A 20,287-nucleotide genomic window follows, 5' to 3' on the forward strand; every position below is an offset into this window, starting at 1 on the left:
ACTCCAGCTTCGTCGGGTGCTCCTGTTAACTGGTCCTTCGCAACACGCGATCAAGGGGGTCAAAGTGGTTCGACCAGGGGACATGTCACAGCCTGTGCCTGGTGTGTACGAGGAACTCGTCACCGAAGGCATGCAGGCACAGTTCGCTCAACTGGACAAGGCCGGCTGGAAGCCGATTCAAGGCGAGGTCAGCGCCGAGTCCTCGCCTCACGTGTTGGCCCGCTACATCGGCAACGCCGTGGGACGCCGGCTGAGCCAGCTGCCACACGACAAGCAAGTTGCCGCGGCCAACCAGATCATGCAAGCGCTGATCCGGAGCGCGCCCGACCCCGACGTGGACGAGGCCATGACGACCATCGCCGATGGTCCCCGTCAACTCCTGGCCATGGCCGAGCAAGAGGCCCCCGGCGTCTTCGCCATCAGACCCCTAACGCCGTTGTCCGAGACCGCGCTGATCACCAATGCTCCCGACGACCCAAGCCTGGGAGCGGAGTTGCGGGCTGAGCTTGCCACTGCTGACCGCGTCGACCTGCTCTGCGCGTTCGTGAAGTGGTACGGGATAAGAGTCCTTGAGGATGCGCTCCACGCAGCCAAAGAGCGCGGCGTTCCTATCCGGGTCATCACCACCACTTACATCGGCGCAACCGATCGCCATGCGCTGGATCGACTCGTACGTGATTTCGGCGCTACGGTGAAGGTCAACTACGAAATCCGGTCGACGCGGCTACACGCCAAGGCATGGCTGTTCCGTCGAAACACTGGTTTCGATACGGCGTACGTCGGCAGTTCCAACCTATCGAAAGCAGCTTTGCTCGATGGATTGGAGTGGAATGTACGCCTGTCGTCAGTAGCCACTCCTCGGGTACTCGACAAGTTTGAGGCGACCTTCGATGCATATTGGGCTGACTCGGCATTCGAGTCGTACGACCCCGAACGCGACGGAAATCGGCTAGCCACTGCGCTTTCTCAAGCAGGGAAAAATGAAAGCACACAGGGACTCAAAATCAGCCTTTCAGGTCTTGAAGTGCATCCCCTCCCTCACCAGAAAGACATGCTGGAGCGTCTCCAGGTAGAGCGCACTGTTCGTGGACGCAACCGCAATCTCCTTGTCGCAGCGACAGGGACGGGGAAAACGGTCATGGCTGCGCTCGACTACCGCAGAATGCGTGACGAGCAAGGCGGAAAGCTCCCCCGACTCCTCTTTGTTGCCCACCGCAAGGAGATCCTTGATCAGTCACTGCGGACGTATCGAGAGGTGCTCGACAACGCTTCTTTCGGCGAGCTCCTCCACAGCGGTAAAGAGCCACGCGATTGGACGCATGTTTTTGCGAGTGTCCAATCACTCAACCTTCGCCGACTGGAGCAACTGTCCTCCGACAACTTTGACGTTATCGTGATCGATGAGTTCCATCACGCTACCGCTGAAACGTATAGGCGAGTTATCGATCACTTCGATCCGTCCGAGTTGCTGGGTCTTACAGCAACTCCGGAACGGATGGACGGACTTAATGTTCAGGACGAGTTCTTCAATGGCCGTATCGCCGCTGAACTACGCCTCTGGGAAGCTCTAGAGAATGACCTCCTCTGCCCCTTCCACTACTTCGGCATTCCGGACGGCACAGACCTGACTCGCCTGAACTGGCGCTCCGGCACCTACGATCGCGATCAACTCGGCCATCTCTTCACCGGCGATGAAGCTCGGGCGCGGATCGTCATCAAGCAGGTCGAGGACAAAATCTCCAATCCGGCAGGGATGCGGGCACTTGGGTTCTGCGTCACCAAGGCCCACGCACACTTTATGGCTGACTGCTTCCGCAGAGCAGGATTCCAGGCAGTAGCTCTCGACAGTGATTCGCGTACCGACGTACGTGAGCAGACACTCAAAGACCTCAAAGAAGGGCGAATTCAAGTAGTTTTCTCTGTCGACCTGTTCAATGAGGGGTTGGATGTCCCTGACGTCGACACGCTATTGCTTCTTCGCCCCACCAACAGCGCGACAGTCTTCCTTCAGCAGCTTGGACGCGGCCTGCGTCGCACTCCGAACAAGCCTGTCCTGACCGTCCTTGACTTCATTGGTCAGCATCGTGCCGAATTCCGCTTCGAGGAGCAGTTCCGGGCTCTGACTAACCTCTCCCGTAATCGTCTCTTCGAGAGCATCGACCGAGGTTTTCCACAACTCCCATCTGGCTGCCAGATCATCCTGGAAGGGAAGTCGAAGGACATCATCCTCGACAACATCCGCGCCCAGATCAAGGCCACGATCACCACGCTGACGAAGGAAGTAAAGGACTACAACACCCCACAACTCTCGGACTACCTTCGCGAAAGTCGACGCGATATTCAGGAAGTCTACAAGAGCGACAATTCTTGGACCAAGGTACTACGCAAGGCAGGATTCATCCAGGAGGAAGCGCCTACCGGTGAGGCTGAACTCCTCAAGCGGGTTCACGCTTTCCTCCATGTGGACGACCCTGACCGAATCCATGCGTACCTACGTCTACTCACCGATGATGCACCGAGCTACGACTCCCTCCCTACTCGGCAGCAGGCATACGCCCGCATGCTCTTCTTCAACTTGTGGGATAACGCCGGAGAGTTCACCAGTTATCAGCAAGGACTTGAGTCGCTGCGTTCCCAACGGGAGCTGCGGGACGAACTACGGCAAGTCCTGTTGTACGCACTCGAAAAAGCCGACCATTTTCCCCTCCCCCTCGATGGACCCCTCGCTGACGTCCCCTTGAAGATCCACAGCTCTTACAACCGCTCCGAGATCCTCTCGGCTCTGGGAGTAGCTGAACTGGGTGGACAGATGCCGAGGGACTTCGGACAAGGGGTCCGTTGGATTCAGGAACTCAAAACCGATGCCCTTCTCATCACCTTGGAGAAGAACGAGCGCGACTTCTCACCTACTGTCAGATACCAGGACTACGCTCTGAGTCCTACACGTTTCCACTGGGAATCGCAGAGCACTACACCGGAAAACTCCGCGACAGGTATGCGTTATCAGCAACACACGGAACAAGGAAGTCACGTTCTCCTGTTCTTGCGTCGCTACAAGCGCAACAGCATCGGCAAAGCCGAACCGTGGATGCTTCTGGGACCGGCCACCTATGCGGGCCACACCGGTAGCAAGCCCATGGCAATCACCTGGGATCTGCACCACGAACTTCCTGCCGATGTGAGTGCCTACGCCTCGATTAAGAACTGATCCAACCTGCCGCTCGGACGGGGGTACGGGCCCCGGCCTCGTGTGGAGGAGGTCGAGACGATGTCGATCGCGGCCTCCTCCGCTTGCACCATGCTCAGCAGCCCCGAACTGTCACCTGGCAGCAGGTGACTTTGCGATCGACGCGCAATTCGACGCTCCAACGTACGGAGATGGCGTCGACAAGTGTCATCCTCCACCCGTCCGCGAAGTCCGTTCCAGGCATGGTCGCCCTTCATGACTCCCCTACGCCACACAGACCCACACGGTTGAGCAGACACACGCCGCCCCACGTGGTCAGAATGGCCCATGCACCGTCTCGTAGTCATCGACGCCCCCTCCAACCTCGGCCTCCGCCCGCCCACCGAAGGCACTGTGCCCGGCTGTTACAAACTCGCGGGCGCGCTCCGTGAGCAACGGATCGTGCAACGTCTCGGTGCGAATGAAGGTGGAGTCGTCGTTCCGCCCCGCTATGACCGTGGTGACTGGCAAGAGGGCGATGGTGTGTTCAACGCCGAGGCGATCGCCGTGTACACCCGCAGGCTCGCCGACCGCATCGAACACCACGTCCGTGCCGGGGACTTCCCTGTCGTGCTGGGCGGGGATTGTTCCATTCAACTCGGGGCCTCGCTCGCGCTGCGCCGTATCGGACGGTACGGGCTTGCGGTCATCGACGGGTCCGCCGACTTCCGGCACCCCGGCAACTCCGACCGTGTCGGTGCGGCGGGCGGTGAGGAGTTGGCCATTGCGACGGGCCGGGGCCAGCGGGACCTGTCGGACCTCGAAGGGCTGCGGCCGTACGTGAGGGACGAGGACGTACAGGTCCTCGGCATCCGGGACTACGACGAAGAACGGGCCGAACTCACGGAGTTGAGGATCTCGAACGCCACGGTCGGTGAGATCCGGAAGTGGGGTGCCGAGGACATCGCGGGCGCGGTCGTGCAGACCCTCGAAGTGCCGGTGACCGACGGGTTCTGGGTGCATCTGGACGCCGATGTCCTGGACCCGTCCGTCATGCCCGCCGTCGACGGCCCCGACCCCGACGGCCTCCTTCCCGCCGAACTCACCCCGCTGCTGAGGACCTTGGTGCAGTCGGAACGCTGCGTCGGGTTCAATCTCACGATCTACGACCCGGACCTCGACCCCGACGGCTCCTGCGCGGCCCTCCTCGCCGACATCGTCCAGGCGGCCTTTCAGCCACCCCTGTTGAGTTCGTGAGACATCTGGGCACCATCACAGGCGGAACCGGCGGCTTGCGACATCTCTGAGGAGATCTGATGACGACTTCCACTCCCTGGCAGCAGCGACTCGCCACCGGTACCGAGGACATTCAGGACGAGGTCGTCACCCTTTACCGGCAGAGCCGCAGCAGCAGGGCGTTCCTGCCGACCATGATCTGGGGCACGCTCCAGACGGAGGAATACGCGACGGTGATTCTCCGGCAGGTCGTGGAGTTCCTCGGGGTACCGGACGACGTGCCGGCCGGGGTCGCCAAACGGATGGAGCGGCAGGGCGTGCTGTACGACGGGGAGCACGAGTACGAGGTGGTTCTCGGAGAGCAGGCGCTCTATACGAATGTCGGCGGCGCGAAGGTCATGCGGGGGCAGCTGGAACGGCTGCTCAGGGAGATCGAGTTGCCCTCGTTGAAGCTCGGCATCCTTCCTGCGACGGCGGAGACGGACGTCATCCCCATGCCCGGCTTCAACATGTACGACGGCACCCTCGCGTCGTACGAACTCGTGTCCACCGGCGTCGACATCACCGACCCCGCTGAACTCGCCCTCCACGTCAAGGCGTTCGAGGCCATCAGCCGGGCGGCGGTGTACGGGGACGACGCCAAGTTGCTGATCTCCGAGGCTCTCACCCGCTGGAGCGGCGGGAGTTGAGGAATGCCGAGATCGCCCCGTACAACTCGCCGGGCCGGTCCAGGTGGACGTCGTGGCCCGCGTTCGGAATGACGGTGATGTGGGTGTGGTCCGGGCGGCGGGACCGCATCTCCGGGGGTTCCGAGTGGGGCATCGTGCCCTGTGCGCCCCGTACGACCAGGGTGGGACAGCGGAGGCGTTCCCACTCCGCCCAGCGGTCCCGGGTGGCTGGTTCGCGGACGGCCGCGGTCATCATGTCGCGGTCGACGCGGGGGTGGCCGGTTCCGTCGGGGTGCCAGTTCAGACCGTCGGCCCAGGCCGTGTGGCCCAGGAAGGCGACTGCGTCTTGGTACGACGGGAAGGGCACCGGCCAGCTGTCCAGCCAGGCAGCGATCTGCTCGGGGAGGTCGGGGGCCGCGATGGCGGGGCCCGCCTCGATCAGGATCAGGGCTTCGACGAGATCCGGGTGGGCTGCCGCGGTGAGGAGGGCGGTCAGGCCGCCGAGGGACTGGCCCAGAAGTACTACGGGTCCTGTTCTCAGGGTCGTCAGCAGAGCCACCGCGTCCGCCGTCGCCGCCGCGCGGGACATGTCCGGTGGGTTGCGGGTGCTGGCGCCGTGGCCTGCCGCGTCGTAGCGGATCACTCGGTGGCCGGCCGTGAGGAGGCGGGTGGTCAGGTCGTTCCATTCGCCCATGTGGCCTGCGAGACCGTGCAGGAGGAGGAATGGAGGGACCGGTTCGGGGTGGGGTGGGTGTTCGTCGTAGTAGGCGAGCCGGGTGCCGGTGGCGGTGTGAAGGAAAGAGGGCGGGGGTGGGGACAAGGGCATGGGGGGAGTCTGGCCGATTGGCTGCCGCCCCCGCCTTCGGGTTTCCGGGGGTCCGTCAGGGCTTTCGCATCAGTTCCGCCCTGCCGAACAACAGCGCGTAGCCCTGCGGGAGTTGGTTGATGATGCGGGCCGTCAGGGTGGGGCCCGCCAGGTGGGACAGGACGGTGAGGACCGAGGTGACGTGCCAACGGGCCTTGTCCGGGGATTCGTTGTTCAGGTGGGCGGCGACTGCCGTGACGAACTCGGCTGCGGGGGAAGGGAGGTTGGCGGGGGTGCGAGGGGTGAGGAGTGCCGCTGCCTCTGGGGGGAGGGTGCGGGTGAGGGCCGTGCGTTCCGGGGCGGGGAGGAGCGGGGCCAGGGACGTCAGTGTGGTGCGGGTGATCCGCTCCGCGTCCGCCGTCGTGGGGTACTGGCCCGTGCGCTTGACCCTCGCCACCAGGTGCGGCCAGGGCTCCGGGGTGCGGATCAGGGAGTGTCTCGGGGCCGGGATCGCCCTCCCCGAGGTGTCCTCGGCCGGCTTCGGGTCGGTCGCGTGAGGCTCCGTCTTGGTCATCTTCTCGTTTCCGCTCGGCGTTCCCTCTTGTTCCCCGTCTGTCGCTCCTGCCCCGGATTTCCGCGTCGACACCTCCGGGAAGTTGACAGAGGTGCACTCAGGTTCGAGGGCGCCTGGTGGGTCGGGGTTAGCCTCGGGGTGATCCCTAGGAGGTACTCCATGGCCAAGGTTCCCAGCTCGCTCGTCGCCGCCGGTGGGCTCGTCGGTGGGTACGGTGTCGCCCGCTGGACGAAGAAACGGCATCTCGGCGGGGTCGTGCTCGCCGCCGCCGGGGCCGCTGCCGCGTGGCAGTGGAAGGAGCGGGCCGGCGGGAAGGCCGCGGGGGCGCTGGGGGTCGCGTATCTCGCCGCGTTCGCCGGGTCGCATCCGCTGGCGAAGAAGGTCGGCGCCTGGCCGTCCGTGTTCGGGGTCGCGGGGGCCGTGGGGCTCGCGTCGTGGGCGGTCGCCGACCGCAAGGGGGTCTGACGGGGCAGGGGACTACGGGGGCAGGGGGGTACTGGAGTACTACGGGTAGTACGACCTTTAGCTCCCGGGAGGCGAGGGCGGTGAGGTGCGGGTGGGCTCAGGGTCGTAGGGGTACGGCCTCCCCTCCAGTACCCCGGCCCCCTCCCCCCATCTACGACGCCCCAGCCCCCTCCCCTCGAAACGCCCGCCGGTACCCCTGCGGGCTCGTCCCCACCACGCTCCGGAACCGTTCCCGGAACGCCGTCGGTGACCCGAAGCCCACCTGCGCCGCGATCCGCTCGACCGGATACGGCGTCGTCTCCAGCAGGTACTGGGCCCGCCGCACCCGCGCCCGGTGCAGCCAGCGCAGCGGCGTCGTTCCGGTCTGCTCGCGGAACCGCCGGTTGAGGGTCCGGGTGCTCATCCCGGCCCGCGCGGCGATCTGATCCAGCGTCAACTCCCGCGCGCACTCGGCTTCGAGCCACTCCAGCAGGGGTTCCAGCGCGGTGCCGGACGGCGCCGGGGGCAGGTCGTGGACGATGAACTGCGCCTGGCCGCCCTCGCGTTCGAGCGGCATGACACACATGCGGGCGGTGTGCGCGGCGACGGCCGAGCCGTGGTCGGTGCGGACCATGTGCAGGCACATGTCCATCGCCGCCGCGGCCCCCGCCGACGTCAGGAACTGGCCGTTGTCGACGTACAACACGTCCGGGTCCACGTCGACTTGGGGGTAGCGCGCGGCCAGGTCGGACGCCGCGAACCAGTGGGTCGTCGCGCGCAGCCCGTCCAGCAGACCGGTCGCCGCGAGGAGGAACGCGCCCACGCAGACGGAGGCGATCCGGGTGCCGTTCGCCGCCGCCGCGCGCAGTGCCTCGGCGACTCCGGGCGGGAGTTCGGACGGTGGCTCGTCCACCCCGGGCAGGATGATCGTGTCGGCCTCGGCGAGCAGTTCGAGCCCGTACGTCGGCCGCATCGTGAACGCCTGTGTCCGCATGGCGACCCGGACGTCGTCCTCCGCCCGCACGCCGCACACCTTCACGTCGTACGGCGGACGCCCGTCCGGCAGCCGCGCCCAGCCGAAGGCGTCGATCGGGAGGGAGAGGTCGAAGGGGATGACCCCATCCAGCGCGAGCACGGCCACGGTATGCATGGCGAGATTCTATCGATCACCGGGTTCCAGCCACATCCCGGCTCCCTTCACGCCCCCGTCGTCGACCCCGGCCGTACGATCATCAGGATCGTCACCGTCGCCCACAGCAGGTTGAACACCCCGGTGAACATGCCGAGTCGAGCCGTCGTCCGGACATCCCCGCCGCCCTCGACGAGCACCTCCTGCCGGGGCAGGACCAGGACCACCAGCACGAGTGCGGCGGCGACCGTCAGGGCCGTCGACACGACCAGCCACGTGTCCCCCATCACGCCCATCGCGCTCGCCGTGGCGAACCCGAGCACCGGCACCGCGATGCCGACCCCCGCGTACACCCGGCAGATCCGGTGCAGGAGCCGTACGGCGGACCCCGCCCGTTCGTCCTCCGGCGCGGCCAGCGCCTTGCGGGCGGCCGGCGGGAACATGCTGGCGGCGACGGTGACCGGACCGACGGCGACGATCGCGGCGAGGACGTGCAGGGAGAGGAGGAGCTTGGTCATACGGCGACGGTAGGAGGAGCGCCGATCTTGGAGAAGTGGCGGAACTGACAGGGTTCAACGGATTCTCGCCAGGACTGTGTGCCCCTTCGTGTCCCTGACACCTCGCGGCAGAAAACCCCCGCAACCGCTTACCCCACTTTTCGTTATCGCCCCCACCTCCACCCCGTCTCCCCCGCATGCACCTCACCCGACGCACCCTCCTCAAGACCACCGCCCTGACGGGAGCCGCCCTCACCGGAGCCACCGCCCTCACCCTCCCCACCGCCAGCCCCGCGACCGCGGCCCCCGCCTCCTACGCCCACCCCGGCCTCCTCCACACCACCGCCGACCTCACCCGCATGGCCGGCAAGGTGAAGGCGAACAAGGCCCCGTACACGGCCGGTTACGCGAAACTCGCCGCCAACCGCCACTCCCAGACCACCTGGAACCCCAACCCGCAGCAGACGGTGTACCGAGGCTCGGGCAGCCCGCAGAACTACGGCATCCTCTACAACGACCTGCACGCCGCCTACCAGAACGGCCTGCGGTACCACGTGACCGGCGAGGACGCGCACGCCGACACCGCCGTGAAGATCCTCAACGCCTGGTCGGGCACGCTGACCTCACTCCAGGGCTCCGCCGACCGCTTCCTCGCCGCCGGCCTCTACGGCTACCAGGCCGCGAACGCTGCTGAACTGGTCCGCGACCACCCGGACTTCGAGCTGGACCGGTTCCGGCAACTGCTCACGAGCGTCTTCGCGCCGATCAGCGACAGCTTCCTGCTCCACCACAACAACGCGGTCGTCACGAACTACTGGCCCAACTGGGACCTGACCGCCCTCGCCTGCGTCCTCGCGACCGGCATCTTCTGCGACGACAAGGCCCAAGTCGCCCGCGCCGTCGACTACTTCAAGAACGGCGACGGCCTCGGCGCGGTCCGCAACGCGATCCCGGTCGTGCGCGACGACGGCCTCGCCGAGTGGCTGGAGGCCGGCCGCGACCAGGGCCACTCCCTGCTGGGTGTCGGACTCATGGGCACCGTCTGCGAGATGGCCTGGAACCAGGGCATCGACCTGTACGGGTACGACGACAGCCGTTTCCTGAAGGGCGCCCAGTACGTCGCGAAGTGGTGCCTTGGCGAGTCCGTCCCCTACACCCCCAACACCCGTGCGAAGGGGGCGATCGGCGGCTGGTCCGGCAAGGAGACCGCGTCCGCCGCGGCCGGCGTGAACCCCGACATGACCCGCCCGGTCTGGGCGATGATCGCGAACCACTACACGAAGCGCCGCGGCCTCGACGCCTCGTACGTCACCCGTATCGCAGCGAAGTCGGCCCCCGAGGGCGGCGGCGGTGACTACGGCCCCAACAGCGGCGGCTACGACCAACTCGGCTTCGGCACACTGTCGTTCACGCGGGACAAAGCGACAGGGAACGGGCGGCTCCCGGGAGTCGGCGCGAGAGCGGGCGCCGCGAGCCCCACCGCGAACGCCACCGCAGGCACCGACGCTGACGCCAACACCGGCACCGGCACCGACACCGGCACCAGCCCCGCCCCCTCGACCGCCCCCAACCACCCGAAGACCCAGGACCTGGCCGCCACCGGCCCCACCGACCTCGCCCCCTGGGCCGCCGCCACCGGCCTCACCACCCTCGCCGCCGGCTTCCTCCTCCTACGCCGCCGCAACAGGAACCGCGAACTCCAGCCCCAGGCCCAGCAGACCCCGCCTCAGTAGCCCCCGGGCCCACCGCCCCGGCCCGACCGCCCCCGGCACCTCGGCACCCCAGCCCCCAGCCCCCAGCCCCCAGCCCCCAGCCCCCAGCCCAGCACACCCGACAAGACCGCCCCGAACACCCCCGGCAGGCACCATCCCCCCGCCCCGCCTCAAGCCCCCACAGCCCGCGACACCGTGTAGATCAGCACCCCGGCGAGCGCCCCCACCACCGTCCCGTTGATCCGAATGAACTGAAGGTCCCGCCCGATGTGCGCCTCGATCTTCCGCGTCGTGTGCTCCGCGTCCCACCCGGCCACCGTGTCCGTGATCAGGGACGTGATCTCCGTCCGGTACGTCGTCACGACGTGCACGGCCGCCCCCTCGACCCAGCCGTCCACCTTCTCCTGGACGGAGGGTTCGGCGGCCATCCGCGCGCCGAGCGACAGCAGCGCGGCCCGTACCCGCAGGCGCAGTTCGCTGCGCTCGTCCTCGGCGGCGGCGACGATCATGGAGCGGACGGCGGTCCACGCGGAGGCGATGAGGTCCTGGACCTCGCCCCGGCCGAGGACCTCGGTCTTGAGGCGCTCGACCCGCGCGCGGGTGTCCGTGTCGGACTGGAGGTCGGCGGCGAAGTCGGCGAGGAAGCGGTCGAGGGTGCCGCGCGCGGGGTGCGAGGGCATGTCCCGCATCTCCGTGACGAACCGGAGCAGCTCCTTGTAGACGCGCTCGCCGATCCGCTTGTCGACGAACCGGGGTGTCCAGCCGGGCGCCCCGCCCTCGACGGCGTCCATCACGGAGTCGCTGTGCAGCACCAGCCAGTCGTGCGCCCGGGTCACGATCAGGTCGACGGCCCGTTTGTGGCCGCCGTCGGCGACGACCTTCTCCAGCATCTTGCCGATGCCGGGGGCGATCTCCTGCGCGTCCGCGCGCCGGGTGATGGCCTCGCCGACGACGGCCTGGACGTCGGAGTCGCGCAGGACGGCGAGCGCGCCCCGCAGCGCCGTGGCCAGCTCGGCGGTGACCCGGTCGGCGTTCTGCGGCTCGGCCAGCCAGGCGCCGAGGCGGCTGCCGATGCCGACGGAGCGCAGCCGCTGCCGTACGACGTCCTCGGAGAGGAAGTTCTCGCCGACGAACTCACCCAGGGACACCCCGAGGGCGTCCTTCTTGGTGGGGATGATCGCCGTGTGCGGGATGGGCAGGCCCATGGGGTGGCGGAAGAGGGCGGTGACGGCGAACCAGTCGGCGAGCGCGCCGACCATGCCGGCCTCGGCGGCGGCGGCCACATAGCCGGCCCAGGCGCCCGCGCCCTCGTGCGACGCCCACTTCGCGAGGACGTACACCACGGCCACGAACAGCAGCAGCCCGGTCGCGGTGAGCTTCATCCGCCGCACCCCGCGCCGCCGCTCCTCGTCGGCCTCGGTGAAGGCGGTCATGGTCCGGTACGACGGGGCAGGCCGGCCGGGGCCCGCGGAACCCTCCGCACCCCCAGAGCCCCCGCCACTCCCCGCACCCGAAGCGCCCGAAGCACCGGAAGCACTCAGACCTCCCGCAGCACCCGCACCTTCCGAAGCACCCGACCCGCCCGGCACACCCCCACCCTCTCCGACAGCCCGCACCCCCTCCGCACCGCGCACCCGCTCAGCGTCCCCCGCGTCCACTCCACTGCGTTCCATAGGCTCCACCCGTTCGCCGATCTCCTCCCCATTGTCCTTCTTGCTCCTGGAACGGGAGAGGCGTCCCCGATGGTTCCCACGATCCCCGCGATCACTCGCGCGGGTGACGCTCCCCACGCCGGTGGGACTCGCCCAGCAGGTCATGGACCGAGTCGCGGTGGCCCTCCAGCATGCGGCGCCCCTCCCGCTCCTCCCGGCGGTCCCCCCGCCGCTCCTCCTTCAGCCGGCGCCGCTCCTCGCGCCGGTCCAGCTTCTCCTGCCGCAGCGCCGCCTTCGTCCGCTTGCGCTCGATGTCGACGCCGCCCCAGAACGCGAACCCGGTGATCACGACGCGCGGCGCGCCGGGCCCGGCGGGCACCCCGCTCTCGCGGTGGCTGAAGTCGCCCATGATCCCGATCCCCTTGGAGACGATCTCGACCCCGGGCGGCACGATCACCTGAAGACCGCCCATGATCGCCACACAGTTGATCTGGACCTCGCCCGCCGAGAAGTCCGCCTCGCGCAGATCGATCTCGCCGCCGCCCCAGAAGGCGACGCAGTTCATCCGCCGGGGCACGGTCCAGCGCCCCTTGCGCTGGAAGCCGGCCATCACCGCAACGGCCCAACTCGGCGACGCGTCACCGCCACCGATCACCTGCCCGGTCCAACTCCCCTCGGGAAGCGGCTCCTTGACCAGGTTCACCGGCGCCTGCGGCACCCCTCCCGGCGCGGGCAGATCACGGGTGATCGGCGCCAACTCCCCGTAGGTGCGCGCCGTGTACGTCGCTTCGAGGCGTTCCTCGAACTCCTCCATGTCGAGCCGGCCCTCCGCGAGGGCGTCCCGCAGGATCTCCGCGACGCGTTCGCGGTCGGCGTCCGATGCGCGCAGTTCCGGAGCGTTGTCGGTCATACGGCCAGCCTACGAGGAACCGGCGTACGGCACTATGCGGTGGCCCTGTCCGACGGCGGCCCGGGGGTGTCCCCCAGCGAGCGCAGCATCTTCGCGATCACCGCCTCGATGTCCGGCTCGCGCACCGACAGGTCGACCAGCGGGCACTCCGCCGCGATCCGCGCGACCAGGGGCGCGGCCGACTCGGACGCCGGGAACGCGAGCCACTGCCGTACGCCGTCCACGCGGACGACGCGGGCGCGGGGGCCGGCGTCGATGGGCGGGAGTTCGCGTTCCAGGTCGACGACGAGGACGCGTTCGCTCTCCCCCACCTCGTGCAGGCCGGCGAGGGGGCCGTCGTACATCATGCGGCCGTGGTCGATGACCATCACGCGTTTGCAGAGCTGCTCGATGTCCTGGAGGTCGTGGGTGGTGAGCAGCACCGTCGTACCGCGTTCGGTGTTCAACTCCCGCAGGAAATCACGGACCTTGGCCTTGGAGACGACGTCGAGGCCGATGGTCGGCTCGTCGAGGTAGAGGACGTCGGGGTCGTGCAGCAGAGCCGCCGCGATGTCGCCGCGCATCCGCTGGCCCAGGGAGAGCTGGCGGACCGGGCGGTCCAACAGGTCGCCGAGGTCGAGGAGTTGGACGAGGCGGTCGAGGTTCTCGGCGTAACGGGCGTCGGGGATGCGGTACATGCGGTGCATCAGGCGGTAGGAGTCGATGAGCGGGAGGTCCCACCAGAGCGTCGTGCGCTGCCCGAAGACCACGCCGATGCGGTGGGCGAGGCGGGTTCGTTCGCGGGCGGGGTCGATGCCCGCGACGCGCAGCCGGCCGGCGCTCGGGGTGAGGATTCCCGTCAGCATCTTGATGGTCGTGGACTTCCCGGCGCCGTTCGGGCCGATGTAGCCGACCATCTCGCCGCGCGCGACGGTGAACGTCAGGGAGTCGACCGCGCGGACCTGGCTGCGCTCGCGCCGCAGGAACCCGGTCTTCCTGCGGACGTCGAACACCTTCTCCACGTCGTCGAGTTGAATGAATTCGGCCACGCTCAGCTCCCTGTGCTCCGGTACGTCCTGAGGCCCGCCCGCCAGCCGATCCCGGCCAGCGCGCAGCACAGCGCGGCGACCAACGGCGGTGCCCACGCGGCCCCTTCGGGCAGGCCCAGCGGATAGGGGCGGCCCAACACATGTGACGCGGGCACCCAGTTGACGAACGCCAGCGGGAAGACGAACGTCACCCCGCGCACCAGCTCCTTGGCGAACACGGTCGGCGGGTACTGGAGCATCGTCCCCCCGCCGTAGGTGAACGCCGCCTGCACCTCCGAGGCGTCCTGCGCGACGAACTGGAAGGCGCCCCCGGCGACGAACACCGCCGAGAAGATCGCCCCGCCGGACAGCACGGTCACCGGCACGAGGAGGACCTTCTCCGCCGTCCAGGGGATGTCGAGCGCAGTAAGCGCGTACACAAAGATCAGCGCGCCCTGCGTGATCCGGCTCAGCCGGCGCAGCGCGAACCGGTCCGCCGCGACCTGGACGAGCACCGGCGCGGGCCGGACGAGGAGGGTGTCGAGGGAGCCGTCGCGGACCCGGGTGCCGAGGCGGGCGACCGAGCCGATCACGAGGTCCGCGAGGCCGAACGACATCGCCGCCAGGCCGTACAGGAAGGCCACCTCGGGCAGGGTCCAGCCGCCGAGGGAGTCGACCTGCGAGAACATCAGGACGATCCCGACGAAGTCGAGGCCGGTCAGCAGCAGGCCGCTGACCAGCGTCATCGCGAAGGACGCCCGGTAGGCGAGGGTGGAGCGCACCCACATGCCGGCGATCAGCAAGTACGCCCGCAGCCCCTCCGTGAGCCGGTTGCCGACGCGCTCGCCGGCGTCGTACGCGGCAGGGTCCCGAAGCCGGTCAGCCACCTTGGACCACCACCCTGCGGGTCGCGGCGCCCGTCAGGAGGCGGCCGGCGGTCAGGAGGAGCAGGGCCCAGGCCGCCTGGAAGGCGAAGACGTGGAGGGCGGGGGTCTTGCCCATCAGGAGGTCGGCGGGCATCTGGAGCTGGGCGGCCCAGGGGAGGGCCTGGACGACGTCGCCGAGGGCGCCCGGGAAGGCGTTCAGGGGGAGGGTCATGCCCGAGCAGAACAGGCCGGTGATCATCATCACCTGGATCGCGCCGGTGCCGTCCATCAGCCAGAAGCCGCTGAGAGCGACCAGAAAACGGATACTGAAACTCACCAGCGCCGCCAGGAACAGCGCGACCAGGAAGAGCAGCCAGCGCAGCGGGTCGACGGGCAGGGCCGTGGGGAAGAGCAGGGCGCCCACCACGAACGGGATCACGCCCCGGCCGACCAGCTGGAACGCCGCGCGGCCGAGGTCGGCGGCGAGCCACCAGAGCTGGAGGTCGACCGGGCGGTACAGGTCGACCGCGATGTCACCGGAGCGGATGCGCTCCATCAGGTCCATCTCCATGCCGCCGCTCTGGAGGGCGAGGGTCGCGAAGAGGGCCTGGCCGAGCCAGACGTACGTCACGGCCTCCGCCTGGTCGTATCCTCCGAGGTGCGGACGCTCGTCCCACAGCGCGAGATAGGTGTAGACCAGGATCAGGCCGAAAACCGTGTTCGTGAACACCCCTGCGGCGGTCGCCACCCGATACGTCGCGTACCTTCTGAACCCCCCTGCCACAACGGCCGCGTACAACCGCGCCGGACCCACGGCAACCGGCCCCCTGTTCTCTGTTTCTCTGTGACATTCCTCGCACGACACCGAAGCGCAGGAGCCTAGTGCGCAGGATCGGTGACCTGCCACGCGTTTTCTTCACCAACGCGTGCCGATTGCCGGGAACGGTTCGCATGGTGCGAGAGTCTTCAAACCAGGGGCGCGCGAAAAATCGAGCACAACAGGCAGTAACAGACAGTAACAAATGGCAACGAGCAGGAGTCCGAGCAACACATGAGCGACGAGCCGCAGCCGCAGCGACCGACCCAGGGGTGGGCGCCGAGAGAGCCCCTGGGCGACGCCACGGGCGTCCCGGACGCCCCTGAGGACGGCAAGGTCAAGAAGGCCAAGCGGCCGAAGCGCACCGGGTGGCGGCGGATCATCCCCACCTGGCGGATAGTGCTCGGCACCTTCATCGTCGGCGTCCTCGGGCTCGTCGGCCTGTTCTACCTCGGCTACTCGATGGTCAAGATCCCCCCGGCCAACGCGCTCGCCACCAAGCAGTCCAACCTCTACCTGTACGCGGACGGCACCGAGATCGCCCGCGACGGCGAGGTCAACCGCGAGAACGTCACCCTCGCGCAGATCTCCAAGGACGCGCAGCACGCCGTACTCGCCGCCGAGGACCGCGACTTCTACAGCGAGTCCGCCATCGACCCCAAGGCGATGCTCCGGGCCGGCGTCAACACCGCCCTGGGCAAGGGCAAGCAGTCCGGCTCGACCATCACCCAGCAGTACGTGAAGAACTACTACCTGGCGCAGGAGCAGACCGTCTCCCGCAAGGTGAAGGAGTTCTTCATCTCCATCAAGCTGGACCAGGAGCAGAGCAAGGACAAGATCCTTGAGGGCTACCTGAACACGTCGTACTTCGGACGTAACGCGTACGGCATCCAGGCCGCCGCCCAGGCGTACTACGGGGTCGACGCGACCGCCCTCACCCCGGCCCAGGGCGCCTACCTCGCCGCGCTGCTGAACGCCCCCAGCGAGTACGACGTCATCGCGCACCCCGAGAACAAGTCGGCGGCCCTGGCCCGCTGGAACTACGTCCTCGACGGCATGGTCAAGAAGGGCTGGCTGGAGCAGTCGAAGCGGACCGGGATGAAGTTCCCGACCCCGCTGGAGTCCAGCGGCGCCGCGACCGGCATGTCCGGGCAGCGCGGGTACATCGTCACCGCCATCAAGGACTACCTCAAGGACAACAAGATCCTCACCGAGGAGCAGCTCGACGGCGGCGGCTACCGCATCACCACCACCCTGGAGAAGGCCAAGCAGGACGCCTTCGTCAAGTCGGTGAACGACAACCTGATGTCGAAGCTCGACAAGAAGGACCGCAAGGTCGACAACTACGTCCGCGCGGGCGGCGCCGCCGTCGACCCCAAGACCGGCAAGGTCCTCGCGATGTACGGCGGCATCGACTACGTCAAGCAGTACACGAACAACGCGACCCGCCAGGACTTCCAGGTCGGCTCCACCTTCAAGCCGTTCGTTTTCACCTCGGCCGTCGACAACAAGTCGGAGACCCAGGACGGCCGCCTCATCACCCCGAACACGGTGTACGACGGCACCAACAAGCGTCCCGTGCAGGGCTGGAGCGGCGGCAGCTACAACCCGGCCAACGAGGACGACGTCAACTACGGCAACGTCACCGTCCGCACCGCCACCGACAAGTCGATCAACTCGGTGTACGCGCAGATGGCCGTGGACGTCGGCTCCGACAAGGTCAAGGAGACCGCGATCGCCCTGGGGCTGCCCAGCAGCACTCCGGAGCTCACCGCCTCCCCCTCGATCGCGCTCGGCGTCGCCACCGGCAGCGTCCTCGACATGGCCCAGGCGTACGCCACCCTCGCGAACCACGGCAAGCACGGCACGTACACCCTGATCGACAAGATCACCAAGGACGGCAAGACGACGCTGGAGCTGCCCGAGCAGAAGTCCAGCCAGGCCGTCAGCCGCGAGGCCGCCGACACCACCACCGCGATCCTCCAGAGCGTCGTCGAGAACGGCACCGCGACCGCCGCGCAGGCCGTCGGGCGGCCCGCCGCGGGCAAGACCGGCACCGCCGAGGAGGACCAGGCCGCCTGGTTCGCCGGCTACACGCCCGACCTCGCGACCGTCGTCGCCGTCATGGGCCAGGACCCGGAGACCGCCGCGCACAAGTCGCTGTACGGCGCGATGGGGCTGCCGCGCATCAACGGTGGTGGGGCGCCGACCGAGATCTGGGCGCAGTTCATGAAGGACGCGCTCAAGGGGACGCCGTCGTCCGAGTTCGACCTCCAGCTCCAGGACGGGGCGGACGTCGTGCAGGACGTGCCGTCGACGCCGTCGGACACGGAGAGCACGGGGCCGGAGGACGGGGCGTCGCCGACCGCCGGGGCGACCGACGGGGGTGCCGATCAGGGGCAGTCCCAGGGAGCCACCCAGGGGGCCGCTCAGGGGGCCACCAACGGGGGCAACACCGGGGCGACCGGGGACACGTCGTCCGGAAGTACTGCGGGTACCACGGCCGGGGACACGTCCGCGGGGACCACTGCCGGGGATACCTCCAGCGGTAGTACCGCGGGTACTACCGCCGGGGATACCTCAGCGGGCACTACGGCCGGGGACACCTCCGCCGGGACCGGGACGTCGGTGGGGCCGGCGTCGGGCGGGGCGAACGGGGGGAACACCGGGACGCAGGGGTAGTACGGGTAGTACGGGTATCGGGACGTAGGGGTACTCAGGTACTACGGGTAGTACGGGTGGGGCTCAGTGGCCGGAGGTCGCTTTGAGCCCCACCACTGCTATGAGGAGCAGGGCGACGAAGAAGATCCGCGCGGCCGTGGCCGGCTCGCCCAGCGCCGTCATCCCGACGACCGCCGCACCGGCCGCGCCGATCCCCACCCAGACGCCGTAGGCGGTGCCGATGGGGAGCGTACGGGCCGCGTACGACAGCAGGAGCATGCTGGTGACGATGCCGGCGCCGGTGAACAGGCTGGGGACGAGACGGGTGAAGCCGTCGGTGTACTTCATGCCGATCGACCAGGCGACCTCGATCAGACCGGCGACGATGAGCAGAATCCATGCCATGACGGCACCTCCGGAGACGGGACTCGTACGGGGTGCGTCGTCTTTGCGTCTGCCCGGTACGGCGCGTCTCGTCGGGTGGTACCCACGCTAGCAAAGGAACGGCAAAGGGGGCCGGTGACGATGGTCACCGGCCCCCTCCCTGGTATCGGGGTACCGCCCCTACCGCTCGGGTACTACAGGTACAGCCCCGTGGAGTCCTCCGACCCCTCGAAGCGGTCCGCGGCGACGGCGTGCAGGTCGCGCTCGCGCATCAGGACGTACGCCACGCCCCGCACCTCGACCTCGGCACGGTCCTCCGGGTCGTACAGGACCCGGTCGCCCGGCTCCACGGTCCGGACGTTCTGCCCGACCGCGACGACCTCCGCCCAGGCCAGCCGCCGGCCCACCGCCGCCGTCGCCGGGATCAGAATCCCGCCGCCCGAACGCCGCTCGCCCTCGCTGCTGTCCTGCCGTACCAGCACCCGGTCGTGCAGCATCCGGATCGGAAGCTTGTCGTGCTGGGTACCGCGCTCTCCACTGTTGCCGCTCACACCTCGAACCTACCTGCCTCGGGGGGACCCGTACTCCCCAGGTACTAGTCCTTGCGGCGCCGGGTGCCCAGGACCAGGAGGCCGACGACGCCAGCCGCCAGGAGGGCGACGGGGACGATGCGTTCGACGCGGGGGGCGCCGTCGTCGTCCGTGAACTTGGCCGTGACGTCGCTCACGACCCGGTTGACCTGGACGTACGCGCGTCCGAGGGTGTGGTCGACGTTGGCGACGACCTTGGCCTTGGCGTCCCCGACGATCGTCTTGGGGTGAACCCGTACACCGATCTCGTCGAGCGTCTCGGCCAGCGTCTCGCGGCGGCGCTTGATGTCCGCCTCGATCTGCGCCGGGGATCTCGTGTCCGGCGTGTCCGCAGTGTCCGCCACCGTACGGCCTCCGAAGTCTGCTGATGCGTTGTTCCGCACAGTCTGTCAGTTTCCCGGCCGGGTGCACGGGCAGGGGCCGTCCTTGTCGCGCGCCCGCCTTGTCGCGCGCCCCGATACGCTGGCTGAATGAGCGAGCGACTCCAGCCCGGCGAACCGGCCCCCGCCTTCACCCTCTCCGACGCCGACGGCAACGAGGTGTCCCTTGCGGACCACAAGGGCCGCAAGGTCATCGTCTACTTCTACCCGGCGGCCCTGACGCCGGGCTGCACGAAGCAGGCGTGCGACTTCACCGACAACCTGTCCCTGCTGGCCGACGCCGGGTACGACGTCCTCGGCATCTCCCCCGACAAGCCCGAGAAGCTCGCCAAGTTCCGCGAGCAGGAGTCCCTCCGGGTGACCCTCCTCGCCGACCCCGACAAGGCCGTACTCGAGGCGTACGGGGCTTACGGGGAGAAGAAGCTGTACGGCAAAACCGTCGTCGGCGTCATCCGCTCCACGGTCGTCGTCGACGAGGCGGGGAACGTCGAGCGGGCGCTGTACAACGTCAAGGCGACGGGGCATGTCGCGAAGATCATCAAGGACTTGGGGATCTGACGGGCCGTCCGTCCGCGCCCGCGCGCCGGCGCCCGGTGGGCCGGCGTGCGGTACCTCCGCCGGGCGGGAACCCTCTCGCCCGGCACCTCGTCATCCCCGTACACTGAGTGTCGCCGGTCGAGCACGATGACCGTTTTGGGCGGCCGTGATGGAATTGGCAGTCATGCTGGGTTTAGGTCCCAGTGGGTTAACACCCGTGTGGGTTCGAGTCCCACCGGCCGCACCGAGAGA

General features: G+C 68.3%; 19 protein-coding genes, 1 tRNA gene and 1 riboswitch. Of the genes, 8 read left to right on the top strand and 12 right to left on the bottom strand.

Annotated elements, in window-relative coordinates; genetic code table 11:
* Positions 1-82 precede the first annotated feature (82 nt).
* From ABZX85_RS26215 to ABZX85_RS26225, 3 genes are all read left to right on the top strand, one after another.
* Positions 83-3,208: a DUF3427 domain-containing protein gene (locus ABZX85_RS26215; protein ID WP_355873193.1), complete on the top strand. Its 3,126-nt coding sequence runs from the start codon at positions 83-85 to the stop codon at positions 3,206-3,208.
* Between the two features lie 306 nt (positions 3,209-3,514).
* Complete coding sequence (locus ABZX85_RS26220; RefSeq protein ID WP_355873195.1) at positions 3,515-4,423, top strand: arginase family protein; 909 nt, start codon at positions 3,515-3,517, stop codon at positions 4,421-4,423.
* Positions 4,424-4,482: 59 nt separating this feature from the next.
* Positions 4,483-5,091, top strand: a complete 609-nt coding sequence (locus tag ABZX85_RS26225) for a DUF5753 domain-containing protein (RefSeq protein WP_355873197.1) — start codon at positions 4,483-4,485, stop codon at positions 5,089-5,091.
* On the opposite strand, the gene ABZX85_RS26230 is transcribed toward ABZX85_RS26225, so the two are convergent.
* Positions 5,066-5,896, bottom strand: a complete 831-nt coding sequence (locus ABZX85_RS26230) for an alpha/beta hydrolase (protein ID WP_355873200.1) — start codon at positions 5,894-5,896, stop codon at positions 5,066-5,068. The genes ABZX85_RS26225 and ABZX85_RS26230 overlap by 26 nt on opposite strands.
* A 55-nt stretch (positions 5,897-5,951) precedes the next feature.
* Complete coding sequence (locus tag ABZX85_RS26235; protein ID WP_355873203.1) at positions 5,952-6,449, bottom strand: DUF2267 domain-containing protein; 498 nt, start codon at positions 6,447-6,449, stop codon at positions 5,952-5,954.
* 159 nt (positions 6,450-6,608) lie between these two features.
* Here ABZX85_RS26235 and ABZX85_RS26240 point away from each other — a divergent pair, with 159 nt between their 5' ends.
* Positions 6,609-6,914 (top strand): hypothetical protein, encoded by a 306-nt coding sequence (locus tag ABZX85_RS26240; protein ID WP_355873205.1) that lies wholly within the window; start codon positions 6,609-6,611, stop codon positions 6,912-6,914.
* 151 nt (positions 6,915-7,065) lie between these two features.
* Here ABZX85_RS26240 and ABZX85_RS26245 read toward each other — a convergent pair whose 3' ends face one another.
* Complete coding sequence (locus tag ABZX85_RS26245; RefSeq protein ID WP_355873208.1) at positions 7,066-8,043, bottom strand: helix-turn-helix domain-containing protein; 978 nt, start codon at positions 8,041-8,043, stop codon at positions 7,066-7,068.
* A 47-nt stretch (positions 8,044-8,090) separates the two neighbouring features.
* Complete coding sequence (locus tag ABZX85_RS26250) at positions 8,091-8,540, bottom strand: hypothetical protein (RefSeq protein WP_355873211.1); 450 nt, start codon at positions 8,538-8,540, stop codon at positions 8,091-8,093.
* 176 nt (positions 8,541-8,716) lie between these two features.
* On the opposite strand from ABZX85_RS26250, the gene ABZX85_RS26255 reads away from it, so the two are divergent.
* Complete coding sequence (locus ABZX85_RS26255) at positions 8,717-10,252, top strand: alginate lyase family protein (protein ID WP_355873213.1); 1,536 nt, start codon at positions 8,717-8,719, stop codon at positions 10,250-10,252.
* 149 nt (positions 10,253-10,401) lie between these two features.
* Here the strand turns inward: ABZX85_RS26255 and ABZX85_RS26260 are convergent, their stop codons facing one another.
* From ABZX85_RS26260 to ABZX85_RS26280, 5 genes are all read right to left on the bottom strand, one after another.
* On the bottom strand, positions 10,402-11,664 hold the full coding sequence (locus ABZX85_RS26260; RefSeq protein WP_355873216.1) for a DUF445 domain-containing protein: 1,263 nt from the start codon (positions 11,662-11,664) through the stop codon (positions 10,402-10,404).
* A gap of 331 nt (positions 11,665-11,995) precedes the next feature.
* Positions 11,996-12,793, bottom strand: a complete 798-nt coding sequence (locus ABZX85_RS26265; protein ID WP_355873219.1) for a DUF1707 domain-containing protein — start codon at positions 12,791-12,793, stop codon at positions 11,996-11,998.
* 32 nt (positions 12,794-12,825) lie between these two features.
* Entirely contained in the window at positions 12,826-13,827 is a 1,002-nt protein-coding gene (locus ABZX85_RS26270) for an ATP-binding cassette domain-containing protein (protein WP_355873570.1), read from the bottom strand.
* Entirely contained in the window at positions 13,824-14,588 is a 765-nt protein-coding gene (locus ABZX85_RS26275) for an ABC transporter permease (RefSeq protein ID WP_355873572.1), read from the bottom strand. Before ABZX85_RS26275 ends, ABZX85_RS26270 begins: the two co-directional genes overlap by 4 nt.
* A 91-nt stretch (positions 14,589-14,679) precedes the next feature.
* Entirely contained in the window at positions 14,680-15,480 is an 801-nt protein-coding gene (locus tag ABZX85_RS26280) for an ABC-2 family transporter protein (RefSeq protein WP_355873221.1), read from the bottom strand.
* Between the two features lie 237 nt (positions 15,481-15,717).
* Between ABZX85_RS26280 and ABZX85_RS26285 the strand changes: the two genes are divergently transcribed.
* Positions 15,718-18,165, top strand: coding sequence for a transglycosylase domain-containing protein (locus ABZX85_RS26285; RefSeq protein WP_355873224.1), 2,448 nt, complete (start codon positions 15,718-15,720; stop codon positions 18,163-18,165).
* Between the two features lie 63 nt (positions 18,166-18,228).
* Here the strand turns inward: ABZX85_RS26285 and ABZX85_RS26290 are convergent, their stop codons facing one another.
* The 3 genes from ABZX85_RS26290 to ABZX85_RS26300 all read right to left on the bottom strand — a co-directional run bounded on the left by ABZX85_RS26290 (position 18,229) and on the right by ABZX85_RS26300 (position 19,462).
* Positions 18,229-18,549 (bottom strand): SMR family transporter, encoded by a 321-nt coding sequence (locus tag ABZX85_RS26290; protein WP_355873227.1) that lies wholly within the window; start codon positions 18,547-18,549, stop codon positions 18,229-18,231.
* A 31-nt stretch (positions 18,550-18,580) separates the two neighbouring features.
* Positions 18,581-18,654, bottom strand: a riboswitch (guanidine-III (ykkC-III) riboswitch).
* A gap of 68 nt (positions 18,655-18,722) precedes the next feature.
* Positions 18,723-19,025: a co-chaperone GroES gene (locus ABZX85_RS26295; protein WP_355873574.1), complete on the bottom strand. Its 303-nt coding sequence runs from the start codon at positions 19,023-19,025 to the stop codon at positions 18,723-18,725.
* Between the two features lie 98 nt (positions 19,026-19,123).
* Entirely contained in the window at positions 19,124-19,462 is a 339-nt protein-coding gene (locus tag ABZX85_RS26300; protein ID WP_355873230.1) for a DUF3618 domain-containing protein, read from the bottom strand.
* Between the two features lie 126 nt (positions 19,463-19,588).
* Between ABZX85_RS26300 and bcp the strand changes: the two genes are divergently transcribed.
* Together bcp and ABZX85_RS26310 are read left to right on the top strand one after the other, a co-directional pair.
* Positions 19,589-20,056: a thioredoxin-dependent thiol peroxidase gene (gene bcp / locus ABZX85_RS26305; RefSeq protein WP_355873233.1), complete on the top strand. Its 468-nt coding sequence runs from the start codon at positions 19,589-19,591 to the stop codon at positions 20,054-20,056.
* A gap of 139 nt (positions 20,057-20,195) precedes the next feature.
* Positions 20,196-20,279, top strand: a tRNA-Leu gene (locus ABZX85_RS26310).
* The last annotated feature ends 8 nt before the right edge of the window (positions 20,280-20,287 follow it).

Source organism: Streptomyces sp. NPDC004539, assembly GCF_040610055.1.
Lineage (GTDB): Bacteria > Actinomycetota > Actinomycetes > Streptomycetales > Streptomycetaceae > Streptomyces.